General features: G+C 63.7%; 22 protein-coding genes. 15 read left to right on the top strand and 7 right to left on the bottom strand.

Going from position 1 to position 22,683, the window contains the following annotated elements; genetic code table 11:
• Positions 1-13: 13 nt before the first annotated feature.
• Entirely contained in the window at positions 14-538 is a 525-nt protein-coding gene (fabA, locus tag LVE68_RS13575) for a 3-hydroxyacyl-[acyl-carrier-protein] dehydratase FabA (protein WP_232940924.1), read from the bottom strand.
• Between the two features lie 307 nt (positions 539-845).
• Here fabA and galU point away from each other — a divergent pair, with 307 nt between their 5' ends.
• Positions 846-1,688, top strand: a complete 843-nt coding sequence (gene galU, locus LVE68_RS13580) for a UTP--glucose-1-phosphate uridylyltransferase GalU (RefSeq protein ID WP_232940925.1) — start codon at positions 846-848, stop codon at positions 1,686-1,688.
• Positions 1,689-1,731: 43 nt separating this feature from the next.
• The gene (locus LVE68_RS13585) at positions 1,732-3,102 is read left to right on the top strand and encodes a phosphomannomutase (RefSeq protein ID WP_232940926.1); all 1,371 of its coding nucleotides are present in this window, start codon (positions 1,732-1,734) and stop codon (positions 3,100-3,102) included.
• 143 nt (positions 3,103-3,245) lie between these two features.
• Here LVE68_RS13585 and ispB read toward each other — a convergent pair whose 3' ends face one another.
• The gene (ispB, locus tag LVE68_RS13590; protein ID WP_232940927.1) at positions 3,246-4,208 is read right to left on the bottom strand and encodes an octaprenyl diphosphate synthase; all 963 of its coding nucleotides are present in this window, start codon (positions 4,206-4,208) and stop codon (positions 3,246-3,248) included.
• 288 nt (positions 4,209-4,496) lie between these two features.
• Here ispB and rplU point away from each other — a divergent pair, with 288 nt between their 5' ends.
• The 4 genes from rplU to proB all read left to right on the top strand — a co-directional run bounded on the left by rplU (position 4,497) and on the right by proB (position 7,642).
• Positions 4,497-4,808 (top strand): 50S ribosomal protein L21, encoded by a 312-nt coding sequence (rplU, locus tag LVE68_RS13595; protein ID WP_232940928.1) that lies wholly within the window; start codon positions 4,497-4,499, stop codon positions 4,806-4,808.
• Positions 4,809-4,826: 18 nt separating this feature from the next.
• Positions 4,827-5,084, top strand: coding sequence for a 50S ribosomal protein L27 (rpmA, locus tag LVE68_RS13600; RefSeq protein WP_232940929.1), 258 nt, complete (start codon positions 4,827-4,829; stop codon positions 5,082-5,084).
• 133 nt (positions 5,085-5,217) lie between these two features.
• Positions 5,218-6,417, top strand: coding sequence for an Obg family GTPase CgtA (gene cgtA / locus LVE68_RS13605; protein ID WP_232940930.1), 1,200 nt, complete (start codon positions 5,218-5,220; stop codon positions 6,415-6,417).
• A 100-nt stretch (positions 6,418-6,517) separates the two neighbouring features.
• Entirely contained in the window at positions 6,518-7,642 is a 1,125-nt protein-coding gene (gene proB / locus LVE68_RS13610; protein ID WP_232940931.1) for a glutamate 5-kinase, read from the top strand.
• A 97-nt stretch (positions 7,643-7,739) separates the two neighbouring features.
• On the opposite strand, the gene rpsT is transcribed toward proB, so the two are convergent.
• The 4 genes from rpsT to LVE68_RS13630 all read right to left on the bottom strand — a co-directional run bounded on the left by rpsT (position 7,740) and on the right by LVE68_RS13630 (position 11,783).
• A complete protein-coding gene (gene rpsT / locus LVE68_RS13615; protein WP_091517007.1) occupies positions 7,740-8,006 on the bottom strand; it encodes a 30S ribosomal protein S20 in 267 nt (88 codons plus the stop codon).
• 115 nt (positions 8,007-8,121) lie between these two features.
• A complete protein-coding gene (locus tag LVE68_RS13620; RefSeq protein ID WP_232940932.1) occupies positions 8,122-10,176 on the bottom strand; it encodes an ATP-binding protein in 2,055 nt (684 codons plus the stop codon).
• Positions 10,177-10,220: 44 nt separating this feature from the next.
• The gene (pdsR, locus tag LVE68_RS13625) at positions 10,221-10,910 is read right to left on the bottom strand and encodes a proteobacterial dedicated sortase system response regulator (protein WP_232940933.1); all 690 of its coding nucleotides are present in this window, start codon (positions 10,908-10,910) and stop codon (positions 10,221-10,223) included.
• 174 nt (positions 10,911-11,084) lie between these two features.
• The gene (locus LVE68_RS13630; RefSeq protein WP_232940934.1) at positions 11,085-11,783 is read right to left on the bottom strand and encodes an OmpA family protein; all 699 of its coding nucleotides are present in this window, start codon (positions 11,781-11,783) and stop codon (positions 11,085-11,087) included.
• A gap of 487 nt (positions 11,784-12,270) precedes the next feature.
• Here LVE68_RS13630 and murJ point away from each other — a divergent pair, with 487 nt between their 5' ends.
• From murJ to ispH, 6 genes are all read left to right on the top strand, one after another.
• On the top strand, positions 12,271-13,878 hold the full coding sequence (gene murJ, locus LVE68_RS13635; RefSeq protein WP_255701139.1) for a murein biosynthesis integral membrane protein MurJ: 1,608 nt from the start codon (positions 12,271-12,273) through the stop codon (positions 13,876-13,878).
• Positions 13,879-13,959: 81 nt separating this feature from the next.
• On the top strand, positions 13,960-14,946 hold the full coding sequence (gene ribF / locus LVE68_RS13640; protein ID WP_233006723.1) for a bifunctional riboflavin kinase/FAD synthetase: 987 nt from the start codon (positions 13,960-13,962) through the stop codon (positions 14,944-14,946).
• Between the two features lie 113 nt (positions 14,947-15,059).
• Positions 15,060-17,864 carry an isoleucine--tRNA ligase gene (ileS, locus tag LVE68_RS13645; protein ID WP_232940935.1) on the top strand — a complete coding sequence of 935 codons (2,805 nt, stop codon included), beginning with the start codon at positions 15,060-15,062 and terminating at the stop codon, positions 17,862-17,864.
• Entirely contained in the window at positions 17,857-18,399 is a 543-nt protein-coding gene (lspA, locus tag LVE68_RS13650; protein WP_232940936.1) for a signal peptidase II, read from the top strand. Before ileS ends, lspA begins: the two co-directional genes overlap by 8 nt.
• Complete coding sequence (locus LVE68_RS13655) at positions 18,396-18,836, top strand: FKBP-type peptidyl-prolyl cis-trans isomerase (RefSeq protein ID WP_232940937.1); 441 nt, start codon at positions 18,396-18,398, stop codon at positions 18,834-18,836. Before lspA ends, LVE68_RS13655 begins: the two co-directional genes overlap by 4 nt.
• Positions 18,836-19,780, top strand: coding sequence for a 4-hydroxy-3-methylbut-2-enyl diphosphate reductase (ispH, locus tag LVE68_RS13660; protein WP_232940938.1), 945 nt, complete (start codon positions 18,836-18,838; stop codon positions 19,778-19,780). Before LVE68_RS13655 ends, ispH begins: the two co-directional genes overlap by 1 nt.
• Positions 19,781-19,813: 33 nt before the next feature.
• Here the strand turns inward: ispH and LVE68_RS13665 are convergent, their stop codons facing one another.
• The gene (locus tag LVE68_RS13665) at positions 19,814-20,329 is read right to left on the bottom strand and encodes a GspH/FimT family pseudopilin (protein ID WP_232940939.1); all 516 of its coding nucleotides are present in this window, start codon (positions 20,327-20,329) and stop codon (positions 19,814-19,816) included.
• A gap of 291 nt (positions 20,330-20,620) precedes the next feature.
• Here LVE68_RS13665 and LVE68_RS13670 point away from each other — a divergent pair, with 291 nt between their 5' ends.
• Genes LVE68_RS13670 through LVE68_RS13680 form a run of 3 tightly spaced genes read left to right on the top strand, consistent with a single transcriptional unit; the run spans position 20,621 to position 22,681 of the window.
• Positions 20,621-21,157, top strand: coding sequence for a GspH/FimT family pseudopilin (locus LVE68_RS13670; RefSeq protein ID WP_232940940.1), 537 nt, complete (start codon positions 20,621-20,623; stop codon positions 21,155-21,157).
• Positions 21,158-21,170: 13 nt separating this feature from the next.
• Positions 21,171-21,608: a type IV pilus modification protein PilV gene (gene pilV, locus LVE68_RS13675; protein ID WP_232940941.1), complete on the top strand. Its 438-nt coding sequence runs from the start codon at positions 21,171-21,173 to the stop codon at positions 21,606-21,608.
• Between the two features lie 11 nt (positions 21,609-21,619).
• Positions 21,620-22,681 (top strand): PilW family protein, encoded by a 1,062-nt coding sequence (locus LVE68_RS13680; protein WP_232940942.1) that lies wholly within the window; start codon positions 21,620-21,622, stop codon positions 22,679-22,681.
• The last annotated feature ends 2 nt before the right edge of the window (positions 22,682-22,683 follow it).

Below are 22,683 nucleotides of genomic sequence, written 5' to 3' on the forward strand. Positions count from 1 at the left end.
GGTTCCGGCCGGACTAAAAGTTGTCCGTACGGGTGAACAGGCCTACACGCAGGTCTTTGGCGGTGTAGATCTCGCGGCCGTCGACCGCTACCGAGCCGTCACCGATGCCCATTACCAGCTTGCGCTCTACCAGGCGGCTCAGCTGGATATGATAGGTGACCTTCTTGGCGGTGGGTAAGATCTGGCCGGTGAACTTCACCTCGCCGCAGCCCAGTGCACGGCCGCGGCCGGGATTGCCTTTCCAGGCCAGGAAGTAGCCGAGCAGCTGCCACATGGCGTCGAGGCCGAGGCAGCCTGGCATCACCGGGTCGCCGGGGAAGTGGCAGTCGAAAAACCACAGGTCCGGGTGGATGTCGAGCTCGGCAATCAGCTCGCCCTTGCCGTAGGCGCCGCCGTCCTTGGAGATATGGGTGATGCGGTCAAGCATCAGCATGTTGGGTGCAGGCAGCTGGGCGTTGCCCGGGCCAAACATCTCACCGCGCGAGCAGGCCAGCAATTCTTCACGGGAATAGCTGCTTTTCTGAACGAAATTACTCATTTTGTCCCCGTTTATTGGGTGTTCACGCCACAAAGACTGGGCGTTTTTGCAAGAGCGGGCATTCTAAAGTCTGGGGAAATGTTGTCCAGTCAGTCAGCGGCCTTTTTGTGACTGGCACGGGCCTTGCTGACTAAATCACAGGGTACAAACGCCGCAAATGCCCCGCTCAATAGTCGTACCTGTACCAGTTGGCGGCAGCGGCGGTGTGCGGGTGATCTGCTTCACAGTTCTGTGGTAACTTTCCAGTCCGCGCGGGCCCCGGGGCCCGCCATGAGAACAAGAAGTGCCAGAAAATGTTGGGGTCCAGATGCTGAAGAAATGTCTCTTTCCGGTAGCCGGTTACGGTACCCGCTTCCTGCCCGCCACCAAGGCAATGCCCAAGGAGATGCTGCCGCTGGTCAATAAACCGCTGGTGCAGTACGGCGTGGAGGAGGCGATTGAGGCGGGCCTGACCGAGATCGGTTTCGTGACCGGCAGGGGCAAGCGGGCCATAGAGGATCACTTCGATACCAATTTCGAGCTTGAGTCCCAGATCGCCGGTACCGGCAAGGAGCGCTATCTGGACTCGGTGCGCAACGTCATTGACCGGGCCAGTTTCTCCTACACCCGCCAGGGTGAGATGCGCGGCCTCGGCGACGCTATCCTGCAGGGTGAGCGACTGATCGGCGATGCCGCCTTCGGTGTGGTGCTGGCCGATGACCTGTGCCTGAATGAGGAGCTGGGGGTGCTGGGCCAGATGGTGCAGCTCTACCAGCAGTTCCGCTGCAGCATCGTGGCAGTGGAAGAGGTGCCGCAGGACCAGATTCACAAGTTCGGTGTGATCGCCGGCAATGAGATCAAGCCCGGCCTGTACCAGGTCACCGATATGGTGGAAAAACCTGCCGCCGAGGATGCCCCAAGCAATATGGCCATTATTGGCCGCTATATCCTCACCCCGGATATCTTCGACCTCCTGCGCGAGACACCCCCAGGTAAAAATGGCGAGGTGCAGATTACCGACGCGCTGCTGGCCCAGGCCCAGCGCGGTTGTGTGCTGGCCTACCGCTTCAGGGGGCGCCGTTTCGATTGTGGCTCCGTCGACGGGTTTGTCGAGGCCACCAACCACGTCTACCAGAATATCTACCTGCCCGGCCAGGCGGGCGGGAACTGAGAACAAAACAACCAATCAGCGTAACCAGGAAACACTGTTACCCATGACCGAACTGACCTGTTTCAAGGCCTATGACCTGCGGGGCCGCGTGCCCGACGAACTGAATGTGGATATCGCCTACCGGGTGGGCCGCGCCTTTGCGCAATTCCTTGACGCCCGGCGGGTGGTGGTCGGGCACGATATCCGGCTGACCAGTGGCGAGCTGACCGACGCCCTCGCCAATGGACTGCGCGATGCCGGTGCGGACGTCTTCCATATTGGTGAGTGCGGTACTGAGGAAATCTATTTCGCGACCTTCCACGGGGATTTCGATGGCGGTATCTGTGTCACCGCCAGCCACAACCCGATGGATTACAACGGCATGAAGTTTGTGCGCTCGGGCAGCCGTCCCATCAGTGGCGATACCGGCCTGAAGGACATCAAGCGCCTGGCGGAAGAGAACGACTTCCCGCCGGTGGGCAAGCGTGGCGAGCTGCAGCCTTACGATCACCGTGCCGATTTCGTCAATCACCTGCTGGGCTATGTCGACACCGCTGAGCTGAAGCCGCTCAAGCTGGTGGTCAATGCCGGCAACGGCGGTGCCGGTGCTGTAGTGGATGCACTGGCGCCGCACCTGCCGCTTGAATTTGTACGTGTCCATCACGAGCCCGATGGGACTTTCCCCAATGGCATTCCCAACCCGATCCTGCCCGAGAACCGGGAGTCCACCTCCCGCGCGGTGAAGGAGAGTGGCGCTGATTTCGGTATTGCCTGGGATGGCGATTTCGACCGCTGTTTCTTCTTCGATGAGAACGGTGAGTTCATTGAGGGTTATTACGTAGTGGGCCTGCTGGCAGAGGCCTTCCTGCTCAAGGACGGCCGGACTGCTGCCGGTGGCGAGAAGACCAGGATCGTGCATGACCCGCGCCTGACCTGGAACACCGAAGATATCGTCGCTGCGGCCGGCGGCGAGCCGGTGCAGAGCAAGACCGGCCATGCGTTTATCAAGGAGCGCATGCGCAAGGAGGACGCCATCTACGGTGGTGAAATGAGCGCGCACCACTATTTCCGCGATTTCGCCTACTGCGACAGCGGCATGATCCCGTGGCTGCTGGTGGCCGAGCTGGTGAGCCGCAGCGGCAAGTCGCTGTCACAGCTGGTGGGCGAGCGCATGGCGGCCTTCCCCTGTTCCGGTGAAATCAACTCCAAGGTCGAGGACCCGGCGGCGCTGCTGGAAAAGGCCGAGGCGCAGTACGGGCCCGGCGCGGAGAGTGTGGAGCACGTGGACGGCCTGAGCGTGGCGTTTGCCGACTGGCGCTTCAACCTGCGCATGTCCAATACCGAGCCGGTGGTGCGCCTGAACGTCGAATCCCGTGGGGACGAGGCATTGATGAAGGAAAAGACCGCGGAGCTGCTGCAGCTGATCCGCGGCTGATCGGCATCCGGCAGTAGCGGTAGGGGCGAACCTTGTGTTCGCCCTTTCTGTTTGGGGTGTATTAAGGGCCTTTCTCCGCCCGCCCCTCGCCGATACCGGCCTGGTGCCGGGCTAACACTGGGTTCGCACCAGCGGGCCAGGTGTCAGACAGTGCGTTCCACGGCAAAGCTCGCGAGCTGCTGCAGCGCGGTTTTCTGCTCGCTTTCGGGAAGGATGGCCAGCTGGTCCCGCGCGTCATCCACCGCCGCCCGTGCGCGCTCCATGGTGTAATCCAGCGCGCCGCACTCCTCGATGGCCGCGACGATTTCTCCCAGTTTGTCCGCGCTGCGTTGTTCGATGGCCCCGCGTACCAGCGCCGCCTGGGCTTCGGTGCCCCGGGCCATGGTGTAAATCAGGGGCAGGGTCGGCTTGCCCTCGGCCAGGTCGTCACCGACATTCTTGCCCAGCTCTTCGGCATCGCCGCGGTAATCCAGGGCGTCGTCCACCAGCTGGAAGGCCAGGCCCAGGTGGCGGCCGTACAGTTTCAGGGCCTTTCGCTCCTCCGGGGTACAGCCGGCCAGCACCGCCGCGGCCTCGCAGGCGGCCTCGAACAGGGCCCCGGTTTTCTTGTGGATCACCGCCAGGTAGTTCTCCTCGCTGACCGCGGGATCGCCGGCATTGACCAGCTGCTGCACCTCGCCCTCGGCGATGGTGTTGGTGGTCTCCGACAGGATCGCCATGATGTCCATGTCTTCCAGGGCCACCATCATCTGGAAGGCGCGGGAGTAGAGGAAGTCGCCTACCAGTACCGCCGGCGCATTGCCCCACCTGGCATTGGCGGTCAGGCGGCCACGGCGCCGCTCCGAGGTGTCCACCACGTCGTCGTGCAGCAGGGTGGCGGTGTGGATGAACTCGATGATGGTGGCCAGGTCGATATGCCGGTCGTCGCGATAGCCCGCGGCCCGGGCACACAGCAGCACCAGCAGCGGCCGCAGGCGCTTGCCCCCGGCTTCAACCAGGTAGTGGCCGATATTCTCCACCAGCGGGACATCGGAGTGCAGCTGGTCGAGGATACGCTGGTTGACGGCGGCGAAATCATCGGCGGCGACCCGGTGGAAAGGCAACATGCAAGGCTTCCTTATACTGCTTTATGGGAATGGCTGTTCAGCACATGGTTGCGCCGGCCGGTAAGGCCGGGAGGCCGCCAGCGGGCAAGAGGGCAGCTATTGTATCAATGTCGCGAATTGATTAGAATCTGCGCCCCGCTTTGGCTGGCTTCCGTGGCCGGCAGTGGGACCAAGGTTTATTCGGTATTGAATATACGGCGCAAGCTCCCGAAATGCGGCGTTGTGACTGTCCGGTTTCCGGCATCCCGACCGCTGCTTCGTGTCGTCCATCTCGGAGCATAAAGAGATATGTACGCAGTTTTTGAGAGCGGTGGTAAGCAGCACCGCGTAGAAGAGGGCGAAGTCCTTCGCCTGGAGAAGCTGGAAGTCGCCACCGGCGAATCCATCGATTTTGACAAGGTGCTGATGGTTGTCGACGGTGACAACGTGAACATCGGCGCTCCGCTGGTCAATGGCGCGAAAGTAACGGCTGAAGTGATCAACCACGCCCGTGGCGAGAAGGTCCGGATCATCAAGTTCCGCCGTCGTAAGCACTCCATGACCCGTCAGGGCCACCGTCAGTGGTACACCGAAGTTAAAATCACTGGCATCAAGGCATAAGCAGAGGAGTAACGACTCATGGCACACAAGAAAGCTGGCGGTAGTACGCGCAATGGTCGCGATTCCGAAAGTAAACGCCTGGGCGTGAAGCGCTTTGGCGGTCAGTCTGTAGCGGCTGGCAACATCATCGTGCGTCAGCGCGGCACCAAGTTCCACGCTGGCGTCAACGTTGGCATGGGCAAGGACCACACCCTGTTCGCGACCGCGGACGGCGTTGTGAAGTTCGAGGTGAAGGGCCCCAGCAACCGCAAGTACGTTTCCATCGAAACTGCTTAATCCGGTTGCCTGACCCGATCCGAAAGCCCCGCCCCCGAGCGGGGCTTTTTCGTTGTGCGGCGTGGCCGCGAGACCCCACTGCGCAGGTTAAACTGCGTTAGAGAACAGCAACCGCTGCGGCGGTGGAGAGATCATGAAATTTGTCGATGAGGCGCCCATCTACGTCAAGGCAGGCAACGGTGGCAACGGCTGCCTGAGCTTTCGCCGGGAGAAGTTCGTCGAGAAGGGCGGTCCGGACGGCGGTGACGGTGGAGACGGCGGCTCTGTCTACCTGGAGGCGGACGAGTCCCTCAATACCCTGGTGGATTACCGTTACCAGCCACGCTATAGCGCCGGCAGCGGTGAGCAGGGGCGCGGCCGCAACTGTACCGGTGCCAAGGGCGAGGACCTGGTGCTCAAGGTGCCGGTAGGGACAACCATCATCGATACCGAGACCGGCGAGACCCTCGGCGATATGACCGCAGCCGGTGAGCGCCTGCTGGTGGCCCAGGGCGGTTTTCACGGCCTGGGCAATACCCGTTTCAAGTCCAGCACCAACCGGGCGCCGCGCCAGACCACCAAGGGGACACCTGGCGAGGAGCGCCAGCTCAAGCTGGAGCTGAAAGTGTTGGCGGACGTGGGCATGCTGGGCCTGCCCAATGCCGGCAAGTCGACCTTTATCCGCGCGGTGTCTGCCGCCAAGCCCAAGGTGGCGAACTACCCGTTTACCACCCTGGTGCCCAACCTGGGCGTGGTGAAGGTGGAGAGGCATCGCAGCTTCGTGATTGCCGATATCCCCGGCCTGATCGAGGGGGCGGCAGAAGGGGCCGGCCTGGGTATCCGCTTCCTCAAGCACCTGACCCGTTGCCGGGTCCTGCTGCACCTGGTGGACCTGGCGCCGTTCGATGGCAGCGACCCGGTGGAAAATGCCCTGGCAATCGAGCGCGAGCTGGAATCCTTCAGCCCAACCCTGGCTGCCCGGGAGCGCTGGCTGGTCCTGAACAAGACCGACCTGGTGCCCGCCGACGAGCTCGACCAGCGCTGCGACGATATCGTGCAGGCGCTGGGCTGGCAGGGTCCGGTATTCCGTGTGGCGGCCATCCGTGGTGAGGGTACCGATGCCCTGGCGGGGCGCCTGATGGACTACCTGGATGAGCGTCGTGCCATGGAAGAGGCAGATCCGGAGCTGGCCGGGGCCGAGCTGGAAGCCCAGCGGCAGATGCAGCGCGAGGCGCGGGAGCGTATCCAGGAAGTGCGCGAGGCGCAGCGTGCGGGTCGCCACGCCGAGAAGGACGACGATGATGACGACTGGGACGACGATGACCACGACGTCGAGATAGAATACCGCCAATAACCACAGGGGCCGGTCGCACCGGCCACCATGTATGCTGCCGGGAGCCTGGCTCGCCCGGCATGTCCCGGCCCGAGGGGGCCGCTCCTGGGGAGGGATCTACGTGCAAGCTCGGCAACAGCTCGCCGCCGGCCGGCGCTGGGTAATCAAGATCGGCAGTGCCCTGCTGACCGACAACGGTCGCGGGGTCAATCGTGTCGCCATTGCCAACTGGGTCGCCCAGATCGCCGGCCTGCGTGCCGCTGGTATCGAGGTGCTGCTGGTATCCTCCGGGGCCGTGGCCGCGGGGATGGATCGCCTCGGCTGGCGTCGGCGCCCGGAGTCGATCCACCAGTTGCAGGCCGCGGCCGCGGTGGGACAGAGCCACCTGGTGCAGGTGTACGAACACGCCTTCGGCCAGTTCGACTGCCGCACCGCACAGATCCTGCTGGACCACGACGACCTCTCCAACCGCACCCGCTACCTCAATGCGCGCAGTACCCTGCGTACCCTGCTGTCCCTGGGGGCGGTGCCTATCATCAATGAAAACGACACGGTGGTTACCGACGAGATTCGCTTTGGTGACAACGACACCCTGGCGGCGCTGGTGGCGAACCTGGTGGAGGCCGATACCCTGCTGATCCTCACCGATGCCGATGGCCTGTTTACCCAGGACCCACGCGACAATCCCGATGCGGAGCTGATCCGCGAGGCGTCCGCGGCCGACCCGTCCCTGGTGGCCATGGCCGGCGGCTCGCGCAGTGGGCTGGGACGTGGCGGCATGAGCACCAAGGTGTGCGCGGCGCAGCTGGCGGCCCGTTCCGGTGCCGCCACGGTGATCGCCGGCGGGGCGATGGAGGATGTGATCCGGCGGGTCTGCGCCGGCGAGCAGCTGGGCACCTTGCTGCTACCCGAGGCGGACCCGATGACGGCCCGCAAGCGCTGGCTGGCCGGCCAGCTACAGGTGCGCGGCAGCCTGGTCCTGGACGAGGGTGCTGCGCGGGCGCTGCGGGAGCAGGGCAAGAGCCTGCTGGCCGTGGGGGTGACTGGTGTGGAGGGGCGTTTCCATCGCGGTGAGCTGGTTGCCTGCCGCAATGCCGGGGGTGAGGAGATTGCCCGCGGCCTGGTAAATTACGACAGCGCCGAGGCGGCGCGTATCGTCGGCCAGCCATCGGAACGCTTCGCAGAGCTACTCGGTTACCGCGACGACGACGAGCTGATTCACCGGGACAACCTGATACTGCTCTAGCCTGCGCGCTTGCGGCCTTGTGCGGCCGGAGAGCCGACGGGTAGATACAAAAAAGCCCCGCCAGGGCGGGGCTTTTTGATGCTCGCGAAACGCGGGATCAGGCGGCCAGGGCCTTGATCTGGGCGTTCAGGCGGCTCTTGTGACGGGCGGCCTTATTCTTGTGAATAATGCCCTTGTCCGCCATGCGGTCGATGACCGGCACCGCTTCCGCGTAAGCAGTCTTGGCTTTTTCTGCATCACCTGCATCGATGGCCGCAACTACCTTCTTGATGTAGGTGCGCACCATGGAGCGCAGGCTGGCGTTGTGGTTGCGGCGCTTGTCGTTCTGGCGCGCGCGTTTCTTCGCTTGAGGTGAATTGGCCACCGGTTGCTCCTGTTGGAAATCTCAATAAATCTGTAACTAACGGGCCGGGGCCCGATCGGGACGCGACATTATCGCCACGGCTGGTTGTTTGTCAACCACCATGGCACTCCCGCCTTCACGAATCCCGGCGGGGCAGGTGCAGGGTGAAGATGACACCGCTACTGTCCCCGCGGTCAGCCGCCTCCAGCCGTCCGCCGTGAAAGTCGGCAATCAGCCGCGCGATATGCAGCCCCAGCCCCAGGTGCCCGGCGCGGCTGCCGTCGTCGCGGACCGAGACCAGTGAGTCGAAAAGCTTGTGGGCGAAGCCCGGCGGCAGCAGGGGGCCGTCGTTACTCACCGAAATACGGTAGGCGTCGGCATCCCGCTCCAGCTGCAGCAGGATTTCACTGCCTTCCGGGGCAAAGCTGGTGGCGTTGTCCACCAGCTTGTCGAGCAGCTGGGCCAGCAGCTCCGGTGCGCCGTAGCAGCGCTGGGCGCCCGCGGGGCAGGCGAGGCGGAAGCGGTGCCCGGGATGGGCATCGCGATAGCTGTCGGTGAGTACCTGCAGCAGGTCGTCCAGCTCGAACTCCTCCCGATTGCGCTCGGCGGGTTCGCGCTCCGCCTGGCGGATGCTCGCCTCCAGGTGGCTGGCCGCCGACAGGCTGTTGAGGATGCCCGACAGCCGGCCGCTGCCTTCCAGCGCGCGCTCGGCGTAGCGCCGGCTATCCTCGTCCAGCTCGCCGGCGCTGAGGTTGTCCAGGGAGCCCCGCACCACCGCCAGCGGTGTGCGCAGCTCGTGGGAGAGCTTGCTGGCCAGGGAGCGCAGGTACTGGTGGTACTGGTCGAGCTCCTGCAGCAGGCTGGCAAAGGCGCGGTTCAGGGCGCCCAGCTCGTCGTTCATGCGCGCCCGCGGGAAGTCGCCGCGCAGGCGGCCGCTGGCATCCACGGCATTGCGGGCCGCCCGGTGCAGGCGCCGGATGCGCCAGGACAGCCAGCTGGCATAGCCGAGCAGCAACAGCAGGGCGCTGCCGGCAGCGATGCAGGACACCAGCCACAGCTGGTAGGCGGCGGACTGGGTGAGGGACTGCAGGGCGTGGCCGGACTGCAGGGCGATGACTCGCCCCAGGAGTGGTCGCTCGACGATATTGTCGGCACGGGTGATCACCGGCACACCGGCGGCGCCGATGCGGGTTTCCCGGGGCCCCTGGTACCACTGTTCCGCCCTGTCGCGTCCGCGGGCCAGCTCCCCCGGGAGGCTTCCCCCCGGCATTGCCGGCAGTGCGGTGCGCGACAGCAACTGGCGGTAGAGCCAGTTGCGCAGCCAGTGCTGCTGCTCCAGTTCCCCGCCGCCGGCCCGTTCGCCCACCGCGGCGAGCCGGTATCCCTCGCTGTCCACCACCACCAGCTGCAGCTGCGGCCGGGCAAAGTGTTCGAGCTCGGCCTGCAGGTCCGGCAGTGGCTGTACCAGCCTGCCGGGCCGCCCGTCTGCGGGCAGGGTACTGGCGCGCTTCTGTGGGGTGGCGCCGTCGCTGGCAGCGCGGTCACTGATAGCCAGGGCAAACTCCCCGTCGGTGAGGGAATAGGGCAGGGCGAGTTCCAGCTGGTAGCCGTCCGCAGAGGCGGTCCAGCGGCCGCGCAGGCGCAGCTCGCGCTCACGCGTGCCGCGGCGCAGGTTGCGCCACAGGGCGGTGGCGCTGCCCTGGCTGGCGACCGGGAGGGTGTAGTGCCGGCCGCCGGTGTATATCTCCACCGCATCGCCGCTGGCGAGCAGGCCCGTCCGCGGGTCCTGGTAGGCGGGCGTGTCGTCGGCGACTGTGAGCAGCAGGTAAATGTAAGCATCGTGACGCCCCATGGTCACCCGGGCCAGGGGGGATCCGTCGCCGGCGTGCAGCTGGCGCGGCGGCAGCTGCCAGGAGCGCCACTCGTCACCGTAGCCGTCCAGCAGCGGCGGCTGCGGCAGCGGGTGCAGGTAGAACTGCGCCCCGGGCGGGCGCCCGGGGCGCTCGGGGTCCGGTGCGATCAGCTGCGGTGCGCTGGCCAGGCGCGCCGCCACGGCGCTGGCGGTGGCTTCCAGGGCCTGCATCTGGCCCTGGGCCAGGGCGCTGTCCACCTGGCGCAGGTACTGGCAGCCGGCCCAGGGCAGGGCCAGGGCGAACAGGCTGACCAGCAGCAGTTGGCGGCGCAGTTTCACTGTCCCGGCTCCATTGGTTCTTTACTCATCGGGCCTGCCGCAGCTCACGCCTGCCAGCGATAGCCCATGCCGTAGGCGGTGGTAATGGCATCGAAGGCCGGATCCAGGGCCTGGAACTTGCGCCGGATCCGCTTGACGTGCGATGTGATGGTGTTGTCGTCGAGCACCACCCGTGCCGCTTCCATCAGCTGCCCGCGGGATTTCACGTGCCCGGGGCGCTTGGCCAGGGCATGCACGATCCAGAATTCGGTCACGGTGAGTTCGACCGGTTGCCCCTGCCACTGGCACTGCAGGCGCGACACGTCGAGGGACAGGTTCCCCTGCTCGAGCCGCTCGCCATCCTCGGAGCGGTCACGCAGGACACTGACCCGGCGCAGTAGCGCGTTGATGCGGGCCTGCATATGGGGCAGGGAAATGTCCTTGGTCAGGTAATCATCGGCACCCAGGCGCAGGCCGGAGATGATATCCAGCTCCGAATCGCGGGCAGTGAGGAACAGTATCGGCAGGGTCGGGGCCATGGCCCGCAGTTCCCGGCACAGCTCGAAGCCACCCTCCACCTCTGCGCCCAGCCCGACGTCGATCACGGCCAGGTCGGGCAATCGCTGGCGGAATGCCTCCAGGGCCTCGGCACGGGCCTCGTACAGGTTGACGGCATAGCCGCTGCGGCGCAGGGCATCGCGATAGTTCTCGGCGATTGCGCGCTCGTCTTCGACAATGGCGATAGTGGCGGTCATGGGATTTCCAGCTGTTCTGTTTCCGCTCGGTGGCCGTTGATCATGCCGCAAAGCGGCGCCCATGCCAAAAAAGCGGGCCGTGGGCCCGCGAAGGTATGGAGAGGTGATGGATTTCGGTGCGGAGTGTGCTTTCCGCAGGCGACGCAGTTAAACCGGGCCGCCTGCGGGGGCTGGTCAGAAGTTGCCGGCCACTGAGTCCGGCAGGTCAAAGAAGATATCGACGCGGCGCTCCATGGCGTAGGCGTCGGCATCGCCCCGGGGCGCCCGGGAATAGGTGGAGCCCATGGCGCGGCGGCTGATGCGGGCGGGGTCGATGCCCTGGCCTTCCAGAGCGCGCTGTACACTCAGGGCGCGCTGGTCGGACAATACATTGTTGTAGCCATCGGTGCCGCGGGGGTCGGCGCGGCCTTCCAGGCGCACCTGTAAATCGGGATGGCGACGCAGGAAGTCGGCGAGGGCCGCCACCTGGGCCAGCTGGGCATCTTCCAGCCGGTCCTCGCCGGTGGTGAACAGCAGCTGGAACTGCAGTGAGTCCGCCGCGAGTTTGTTGGCGTCATTTGCCGACAGTCGCGCCGCGTCCAGTTCCTGTGCCAGGTCGCCCAGCTTGACGCGGCTCGCGTTCAGTTGTGTTGCCAGCATATCCGCCTCTTCTGCTTGTTTGATCTGCTCGCCCAGCCAGGCGCCACCCAGCGCACCGGCAATAAAGCCTACCGGCCCGCCGACCGCGGCACCGGCGATGGCAGCGCCGGTAAAGGCCGTAGCCTGTTTGGCCGGGGTCAGCCGGGATCCCTCGGTCTGCTGTCCGTGGTCCTGTGCCTGGGTGCCGGTCGCGATCAGTGAGCCCAGGGTTACAGCCATGATTGCCTTTTTCATTGTCCTTTCTCCTTGCGGTGGTTGCAGTCTTGTCTCTAGGTGGGCCCTTGAACTGTTTCCGGCCCGGTCGAGACTTATTGAACAACCGCAAGGCGGCGCCGCCATGGCACTCGTGTGGCCATTACCGGCGCAATCGTGGCGAATTATGGCAGTGTGCCGGGTTCAGCGATGCAGGCGGCGGTAGCGACGGTCCCGCGGCGCCTCTATGCGAACACGCACACGGGGAGGGCGGGGCCCCAGCACTACTGCGACATACAGCAAAACTGCCAGCGCAAGAGCAATAATCAAGGCATTCAATGTCATCCATCACCTCCTCGCGCCGACACTCCCCTGCAGCGCGCCACAATCTCACTTCGAGTATAGTTTGCCGTCACGGGACGGGTAGGAACAGATCCTCAATTCGGCGCGCATCTGCGCAGCGCGAATTGCGGTAGACTTGCCGGCCACGACCCCCAGCGACTTCACCCAGCCCAGCAGGAGCCCAGTTTTGTCCCAGCCGACTGCCGACAGCCAGCCTCCCAAGTCCGGTGCCGCCCGCCTGCTGCGGGGCAGCAGTGTGGTGGGCGGCGCGACTATGCTGTCGCGTGTCATGGGGCTCGCGCGGGACATGGTGCTGGCACGTTTTGCCGGCGCCGGCGATGCCGCCGATGCGTTTTTCGTCGCTTTCAAGATACCCAACTTTTTTCGCCGCCTGTTTGCCGAGGGTGCTTTTGCCCAGGCATTCGTGCCGGTGCTGGCAGAGTACCGCCAGAATGGCGGCATGGCCGCCGCCCGGGAGCTGAATGACCGGGTGGCCGGTGCGCTGGGCGGGGCGCTGTTGCTGGTGACCCTGTTCGGGGTGCTCTGCGCCCCCCTGATCACCGGCATTTTTGCCTTCGGCTGGTGGTGGGATGGCAGTGAACGGGAAAAGTTCTCCCTGGCCGCGGATATGCTGCGGATCACCTTCCCCTACCTGATGCTGATTTCCCTGACCGGCTTCGCGGGCTCGATCCTCAACAGTTTCGACCGGTTTGCGGTGCCGGCGCTGACGCCAGTGCTGTTGAACGTGATGTTGATCGCCGCGGCCACGGTGGCCAGCGGCTGGTTCGACCCGCCGATCATGGCGCTGGCCTGGGGGGTGCTGGCAGCGGGAGTGGTGCAGTTGCTGTTCCAGCTGCCCTTCCTGATGCACCGGGGCCTGCTGCCGCGGCCCCGCTGGGACTGGAGTTACCCCGGGGTGCGTAAGATCCTGCGCCTGATGGCGCCGGCCCTGTTCGGCGTGTCGGTGACCCAGATCAGCCTGGTGCTGGATACGGTGCTCGCGTCCTTCCTGCCGTCGGGCAGTGTTTCCTGGCTGTATTTCTCCGACCGCCTGACCGAGCTGCCACTGGGGGTGTTCGGGGTGGCCGTGGGCACCGTTATCCTGCCCAGCCTGTCGCGGCATCACGCCGGCGGCGATCCGCGACTTTTTCGCCACACCCTCGACTGGGCCCTGCGCAGCGTTACCCTTATCTCGTTCCCCGCCGCCGTGGCGCTGGTGATCCTGGCGGAGCCACTGCTGACCACCCTGTTCCAGTACGGGCGGATGGAGCCGCGCGATATGGAAATGGCGGCCTGGTCGCTGCGTGCCTACGCCCTGGGGCTGGTGTCGTTCATGCTGATCAAGGTGCTGGCGCCGGGTTACTTTGCCCGCCAGGATACCTATACCCCGGTGCGCTTCGGGCTGATTGCCATCTCCGCCAAGATGCTGCTCAGCCTCGCGTTTGTGGTTCCGCTGCACCACTACTTCCAGCTCGGGCATATGGGCCTGGCGCTGGCTACCGCGGCGCAAGCGGCGATCAACGCCTGGCTGCTCTACCGCGGCCTGCGTCGCGATGACATCTATCGTCCCGAGCCCGGCTGGGGTGGCTACCTGGTGCGCCTGTTGCTGGCCAACCTGGCCATGGCAGCGCTACTGGTGGCGGCGCTGTTCCTCTGGCCCCACTGGGGTGACTGGAGCTGGTGGCAGCGGGGCTGGCGCATGGCGGCCCTGGTGTCCGCCGGGGCTGGTACCTACGGCCTGGTGTTGTTGTTTGCCGGCCTGCGGCCGCGGCATTTCCGCGCCGTCAGCGACTGAACCCGGGCCCGCCCAGGGGGGGGCGGGCCCACTGACCGGGTCACGGGAATCCGGTATACTGCGGCGTTCGATTTTGTGACCATGGAGAAAGCAGCATTGGCCGCCGAGCGCGAACTGATTCGCGGGTTGCATAACCTGCGCCCCCGCCACCGGGGCTGCGTGGCCACCATCGGTTCATTCGACGGGGTACACCGGGGCCACCAGGCGATCATCGCGCAGCTGCGCCAGCGCGCGCGCGAGCGAAACCTGCCCTCGGTGGCGATTGTCTTCGAGCCGCAGCCGCATGAGTTCTTCTCCGGCGAGAAGGCCCCGGCGCGACTGATGCGTTTCAAGGAGAAGGTGCTGGCCCTGTTCGACGCCGGCGTGGACCGGGTCCTGTGCCTGCAGTTCAACGAGCGGTTGCGCAGCCTGGGGGCCGAGGCCTTTGTGCAGCGGGTGCTGCTCGACGGGCTGGGAATCGACCACCTGGTAGTGGGGGATGATTTCCGCTTCGGCTGTGACCGCAGCGGCGACTATCGCTTCCTGCAGCAGGCGGGCGCGGCGCACGGGTTTACCGTGGAGGACACCGCGACCCTGGAGATCGAGGGCGAGCGGGTCAGCAGCACCCGGATTCGGGCGGCCCTGCAGGATGGTGATTTTGCCCTGGCGGAAACCCTGCTCGGCAAGCCCTACCGGATCACCGGGCGGGTGGCGCCGGGCCGGGCGCTGGGGCGCCAGCTGGGCGCGCCCACGGCGAATGTGCGCCTGCACCGCTACCGCTCGCCGCTGGTGGGCGTATATACCGTGCGGGTGACAGCCACTGATGGCAGTGAGCTGGCCCCGGGGGGCCGGCAGCTGAATGGTGTGGCCAATGTGGGCTTTCGTCCCACAGTGGAAGGCGAGGGCGCCCAGGCACTGCTGGAAGTCAACCTGTTCGATTTTGACGGGGACCTCTACGGGCGTGAACTGGCAGTGGAGTTCTGCCATAAACTGCGGGACGAAGAGAAGTTCGACTCGCTGGAGATCCTCCGCGATCGGATTGCCCAGGATATTGAGGACGCCAAGGCCTGGTTCAGGCAGCACCCCTAGGGGCAAGCTCGCCCTGCCCGGGCGTAACACAGCTGCCCAGAACGTAACCTGAGAGGGGCGACAAGGTTTGCCCCTGCAGATTTCTTAACCGTCTAGATTTAAGCAGACACCCAATGACCGATTACAAAGCGACACTCAACCTGCCCGCCACGGACTTCCCGATGCGCGGCAACCTGCCGCAGCGGGAGCCCAAGACCCTGAAAAAATGGCAGGACGGCAAGCTGTACGAAAAAATCCGTGCGGCCCGTGCCGGACGCGAGCAGTTTATCCTGCACGACGGCCCGCCCTACGCCAACGGCGACATCCATATCGGTCATTCGGTCAACAAGATCCTCAAGGACATCATCGTCAAGTCGAAGACCCTGAGTGGATTTGACGCCCCCTATGTGCCCGGCTGGGACTGCCACGGCCTGCCTATTGAGCACCGGGTCGAGAAAAAAGTCGGCAAGGCAGGGGCCAAGGTGGATCATCGCACTTTCCGCCAGAAGTGCCGCGACTACGCCGCGAAGCAGGTGGAGGGGCAGAAGAAAGATTTCATCCGCCTGGGGGTGTTCGGCGAATGGGACAATCCCTATCGCACCATGGATTACCAGTTTGAGGGTGACATCATCCGTGCCCTTGGCCGCATTGTAAAAAATGGTCACCTGGCGCGCGGTTTCAAGCCAGTCTACTGGAGTGTGGTAGGCGGCTCGGCCCTGGCCGAGGCGGAAGTGGAGTACCAGGACAAGACCTCCTTCTCCATCGACGTCTGCTACCCGGTAACCGAAGAGACCGCTCTGGCGATCGCCGATGCCGCCGGCGGCCACGCCGGTGACGGGCCTCTGTCAGTGGTGATCTGGACCACCACCCCCTGGACGCTGCCGTCTTCCCAGGCGGTATCGGTCAATGCTGAGCTGGAATACGTCGTGGTGCAGGTGGGGGAACGCCGCCTGCTGGTAGCCGAGGACCTGAAAGATGCAGTGCTGGGGCGCGCGGGCCTCGAGGGCGAGGTTGTGGGCCATATCCGCGGTGCCGCACTGGAGCACCTGAAGGTCCACCATCCCTTCTACGACAAGGAGCTTCCCATCGTGCTGGGTGACCATGTCACCACCGATGCGGGTACCGGCTGTGTCCACACCGCCCCCGACCATGGCCCGGACGATTTCCTGGTGGGCAAGCGTTACGGTATCGAGACCCTCAATTACGTCGACGATAACGGTGTCTACCGCGACAGTGTGCCCCTGTTTGCCGGTGAGCATGTCTACAAGGTGGACGAACAGATCGTTGACCTCCTGAAAGAGAAAGGCGTGCTCCTGCACCAGGACAAACTGGTGCACAGCTATCCGCACTGCTGGCGTACCAAGACACCGCTGATCTATCGCGCCACGCCGCAGTGGTTCATCAGCATGCAGCAGAACGACCTGCTGGATCATGCACAGAAGGCCGCCGACCAGGTGCAGTGGATTCCCGGCTGGGGCAAGGCCCGTATCGATGCCATGCTGGACGCCAGCCCGGACTGGTGTATCTCCCGCCAGCGCACCTGGGGCGTACCCATTGCCCTGTTCGTGCACAAGGAGACACACGAAATCCATCCGGATACCCCGGCGCTGATGGAGAAGGTGGCGGAACGCGTGGACGCGGAGGGTATGGATGTCTGGTTCGACCTGGACCCGGCGGAGCTGCTGGGCAGCGATGCGGAGCACTACCAGAAAGTGACCGATACCCTGGATGTCTGGTTCGATTCCGGCGTGACGCATTTTGCCGTACTGGAGCGCCGCGATGACCTGCGCTTCCCGGCGGACCTGTACCTGGAAGGCTCTGACCAGCACCGCGGCTGGTTCCAGTCGTCGCTGAAGACCTCCATTGCCATCAACGACTGTGCTCCCTACCGGCAGGTGCTTACCCACGGGTTTACCGTCGACGCCGAGGGCCGCAAGATGTCCAAGTCGATCGGCAATACCGTGGCGCCCCAGGATGTCATCAACAAACTGGGCGCGGACGTACTGCGCCTGTGGGTTGCCGCCACCGATTTCAGTGGCGAAATGGCGGTGTCCGACGAGATCCTCAAGCGTACCGCGGATTCCTACCGGCGCCTGCGCAATACCGCCCGTTTCTTCCTGTCAAACCTGGCAGGATTTGACCCGGCCACTGACCTGCTGCCGGAGGGCCAGCTGCTGGCACTGGATCGCTGGGCGCTGGACAAGGCGGCGCGGCTGCAAGACGAGATTGTCGCGGCCTATGACAATTACCAGTTCCACCAGATTTACCAGAAGCTACACAATTTCTGCGTGGTCGAAATGGGTGGCTTCTACCTGGATATCATCAAGGATCGCCAGTACACCACCAAGGCCGACAGCGTCCCGCGCCGCTCGGCCCAGACTGCGCTCTACCATATCGTGCAGGCCTTCACCCGTTGGGTTGCGCCGATCCTCAGCTTTACCGCTGATGAGTTGTGGCAGTCGATCCCGGGCGAGAAGGGCGAAAGCGTCTTTGTTGCGGAGTGGTACCCCCTGCCAAGGCTGGATGCGGACGCAGACAAAGGAGCGGATTACTGGGCGGCGATCGCCGCGGTTAAAACCGCGGTGAACAAGGTGCTCGAGGAGCAGCGCGCGGCTGGCAATATCGGCGGCTCCCTGCAGGCAGCAGTGACACTCTATGCTGACGATGACCTGCGGGAGAAACTGCTCGAACTGCAGGATGAGCTGCGTTTCGTTCTCATCTGCTCCTCCACTTCGGTACAGCGCCTGAGCGATGCCGCCGGTGCGCATGCCACCGAGCTGGACGGACTGAAAGTGGAAGTGCGCAAGGTGGACCATCCCAAGTGCGCGCGCTGCTGGCATTACCGCGAGGACGTGGGTGCAAACGCGGCACACCCGGAAATCTGTGGCCGCTGCGTGGAGAACGTGGAAGGCGCCGGTGAGGAGCGTCACTATGCCTGAGTCGCGCGGGCCCGGATTGTTCGGGCATCCCTGGCGCTGGTACTGGCTGGCGCTGCTGGTAATCGCGATCGATATCGCCACCAAGGTGTGGGCCGTGGGCGAGTTTCGCAGTGGGCCGCCGTTCCAGATCATTCCGGGGCTGCTCCAGTTCACCTATGCGGAGAACTACGGTGCGGCGTTCAGCTTCCTGGCTGATGCCGGGGGGTGGCAGCGCTGGTTCTTTGGTGTTGTGGCGGTCGGCTTCAGCATTATGGTTTCCATCTGGCTGTGGCGCCTGCCGGCGGCAAAGCGCTGGGAGCCGTGCGCCCTGGGCCTGATCCTGGGTGGGGCCCTGGGCAACCTGTGGGATCGCATGGTGCTGGGTTATGTGCGGGATTTTATTTCCGTTTACTACAACACCTGGAGCTTCCCGGTTTTCAATGTGGCCGATATGGCCATCAGCGTCGGTGCCGCAATGCTGGTAATCGAGCTGTTGTTTTTCTCCGAGAGCGATGACGCCTCGGGCAAAAAAGATTCAGAAGTAGAGAAAGCATGACTGACCACGTGATCGGCGAGCACAGCCGGGTAACGATGCACTTCAGCCTGAAGCTGGATGACGGCACCGAGGTAGACTCCACCTTCAAGGGGGAGCCCGCCTCTTTTTCCGTCGGTGATGGCAGCTTGCTGCCGGGTTTCGAGCGGGCGTTGTTCGGCCTCGAGGCCGGCGACGAGGCTGAGATCGAGATTGCCCCGGAGGCCGGCTTTGGCCAGCGCAACCCGGCCAACATCCAGAAAGTGCGGCGCGATCACTTTTCGCCGGATATGGAACTGGAGCCGGGGCTGGTAGTCTCTTTCGACAACGGTAGTGGTGAGCTGCCCGGTGTCATCCGCGAGGTGGGTGACGATGAAGTGGAGGTGGATTTCAATCACCCCCTTGCCGGCCAGACCCTGATGTTCCATGTGAAAATCATTGAAGTGGCTTCGGTGAACTGATGACTGAAATACGCCTTGCCAACCCGCGCGGCTTCTGTGCCGGTGTGGACCGGGCAATCGATATCGTCAACCGCGCCCTGGATGTATTCGGGGCGCCCATTTACGTGCGCCATGAAGTGGTGCACAACAAGTTCGTGGTGGATACCCTGCGTGATCGCGGGGCAGTCTTCGTCGATGAGCTGTCCGAGGTGCCCGACGATGTGATCGTTATCTTCAGCGCCCACGGTGTTTCCCGCGCGGTGCAGCGCGAGGCGGAAGAGCGCGGCCTGCGTGTCTTCGATGCCACCTGCCCGCTGGTCACCAAGGTCCACATGGAGGTGAGCAAGTTCAGTAACGACGGCAGCGAGTGCATCCTGATCGGCCATGCCGGCCATCCGGAGGTGGAAGGCACCATGGGCCAGTACGACACCAGCGGCGGTGGTGCTATCTACCTGGTGGAAAACGAGGAAGATGTATCCCGCCTGCAGGTGCAGGATGAGAACAACCTGAGCTTCGTCACCCAGACCACGCTGTCCATGGACGATACCGCCAGGGTTATCGATGCCCTGCGTGCACGCTTCCCGAATATCCGCGGCCCGCGCAAGGACGATATCTGCTATGCCACCCAGAACCGCCAGGACGCGGTCAAGCAGCTGGCGCTGGAGAGTGACCTGGTGCTGGTAGTGGGTAGCCCCAACAGCTCCAATTCGAATCGCCTGCGAGAGCTGGCCGAGCGCTGTGGCGCGACGGCCAAGCTGATCGACGGTGCCGGCGATATCGATCCGGCCTGGCTTGAGGGCAAGCAGCGTATCGGCCTGACCGCGGGAGCTTCTGCCCCGGAAGTATTGGTGCAGGGAGTTGTCGGTCGCCTGCAGGAGCTCGGGGCCGAGTTGCCGCAGGAGATGAGCGGGCGCGAGGAAAACATCAGTTTTTCCCTGCCGCGAGAATTGCGCGGCCAGGACTGATTTCCGTTACGGAGCAGGCAGTTTGCGATCGGCTCAATCGCTGCATTCGGCTGCAGTCAGCCGGGAAATCCTTACCCGACCGCTACGGGCCAGCACCAGGCTGAAACCGCTATCCAGTGATTCGCTGCAGATCTCCATGGTCCCGGCCTGAAAAGCACCACCTGCTGAGCCAGCATATCGGGCTTCGCCGGTACCGATAAATGAGATGTAGTTTCTCAATGGCTGGTTGGCGCTCACCCGGACACCGCTCACCGGGCCGCTGCTGAACAGCTCGCGCTCGCCGGCGTCGAGCTGGCCATTATTGTTGGAGTCGGTGAACGCCTGCCAGCCGGCTTGCCAGCTTCCCCGGTTGCGCAATGTTGCCCGCTGGTTTTGTGTCACCGCACTGGTGCGCGCCAGCTGGATCGCCGCCATGATTTCCTCCGTGGTACTTCTGGTGCGATACTGCTCGACCTGGCGGGCAAAATTGGGGATGGCGATCGCTGCCAGTAGCGCCATAATGGCGACGGTCAGTATCAGTTCCATCAGCGTCATTCCCTGCTGCTGCATTGGCATTCCTCCCTGGAAATACTTTGAGCTCCGGCGTGGCGCCTCGGGTCACTGTGCTGGATGTCCAGCATCCCTGCCGCCGATCGGCCATTCCTCACCGTTCATCGGGCGAATCTTCCCGTGATCCTCTGCCCATTGGTACGCTTTGGGCAAAATAGACTCCCCCTGCTGCATCATCAGTAATGTGACTGTATCCCCGGCACATTGGTCAAGAGATCTGGGGAAATTGAGCGGGATAGGGCAACACGATGCAAGTCGATACAAAAAAATACCGGAGAGGCCGGATCAGGTATGAGACAGCACCAACGGGGCTTCACGCTCCTTGAGTTGATGATTACTGTGGCGATTATCGCGATAGTGGCTGCTATGGCCGCCCCCAGTTTCAACAACCAGATCAGTAATAACCGCTCTGTGGCACTGGGTGAGGAGCTGACCAGTGCGCTGAATGTTGCGCGGTCAGAGGCGGTGCGCCGTGGTACTCGCGTGTCACTCTGTGCCAGTGCTGACGGCGCGACCTGCAGCAATTCCTGGAGCGACGGCTGGATCGTTGTGGTTGACGACGCGACTTCGGATACTGCCAACGCCGTGACTGTGGGGGAGGTCCTGCGCAGGTGGGAGGCACCGAGCGCGAACGCCGCGATAAATGTCCAGCAGAATGGCGGCGCGACCGGCTTTGTCCGGTTCAATCGGTTGGGCATCCTCGGTCGTGCCGATAGCGGGGAGGTCACTGTCAATGCCAGTGTATCCGGTTGCACGGGTAACGCCGCGCGTAATATTACCGTGGGAATCGCCGGGCTGTTGAACGTCGCCCATGGCGACTGCTCTTAAGGGGGAGGCCGATATGACATTGCTCAAGCAACAGCGTGGCGCGGGCCTGATCGAAGTGATGGTTACTGTGCTGATCCTCTCAACTTCACTTCTGGGTTTGGCGGCGATGCAGGCCGCCTCCCTGCAGTATAACCACAGCGCTTATCTTCGTTCGCAGGCAAATATCCTCGCCTACGACCTGCTGGATCGCGTACGCCTGAACCGAGCCAGAATGTCGGATTACAACCTCGACCTGGATTCTGATCCACCCGGAGCCGGTGGGACCCTGGCAAAGGATGACCTGATCGAGTGGCACGACTCCGTTAGTGATTCGCTCCCCGATGGGGATGGCGGAATCGACTGTGATGCGGCACAGAGGCTGTGCACGATCGAAATCACCTGGTCGGAGCAGAACAGCACTGGCGAGGAAAGCGAAGATTCAACCACTTTCCAGTACACAACAAAAATCTAGGGGGCGACGCAATGCGCAGACAACAGGGGATTTCGCTGGTTGAGTTGATGGTCGCCCTGGCAATCGGTGTTGTCCTGATGACTGGCGTGGTACAGCTGTTCCTGTCCAGTCGTGTCACTTTCACTACCCAGCAGGCGCTGTCACGGGTACAGGAGACCGGGCGGCTGGGGATGGAGTTCCTGGCACAGGATATCCGCATGGCGGGTTATATGGGCTGCATGAGCCGTAACATGAGCTTTACCAATACGCTGAATAATTCGAATGACCTGGCATACAGGTTCAATGTCGGTATTGAGGGGGTCGATAACTACTCGAGCGCGATGACAGGTTATCCGGCGGCACTGGCCGGAACCGATATGCTGGTGGTTCGAAGCGCTAACGGGCTCGGCGTCGGTGTCGAGCAGAATAATGATAGCTCGCAGCTCTTCGCGGAGGATACCGGTACGGATCCCAATGGCTGCGGTACGGGGCAGGCAAGTCTGAGCGGCCTGTGTATCGGCGATATCCTGGTGGTGGCTGATTGCCAGAAAGCCCGGGTTTTCCAGGCCACCAACCTGCAGGATACGGGCGGTGTATCAATTAACGTTGTGCACTCGGGGAACTCCTCCGGTGGTACCTATACGCCAGGCAATGCACTCAGTTCCTGGGGAGGCGCTTCCGGCGATCCCTCCGAATCGTTTGGTCCCGACTCAGAAATCATCAAAGTCAATACCACGGTGTATTACCTGGCAAATCAGGGTGCAGGGGGGGAGCCGGCGCTGTTCCGGAAGATCGGCAACCAGACTCCGCAGGCATTGCTTGAGGGCGTACAGGATATGCAGTTGACCTATGGTCGCGATACGGATGGGGACGATGTGCCCGATACCTACGTGGATGGCAGTGTGCTCGAGGCTGCCAGTGCCTGGGGCGAGGCCCTCAGTGTCCGGGTTGAACTCCTGGTGCGTAGTACTGATGACAATGTCGTGCCGGATCCGCAGCCCTACACATATGCAGGCTCGGATGTAACACCGACCGATCGCCGACTGCGCCAGGTGTTTGTCAACACCATTGGAATCCGCAGTCGCCTGCCGTAACA

Source organism: Microbulbifer sp. YPW16, assembly GCF_021290385.1.
Classification (GTDB): Bacteria; Pseudomonadota; Gammaproteobacteria; order Pseudomonadales; family Cellvibrionaceae; genus Microbulbifer; species Microbulbifer zhoushanensis.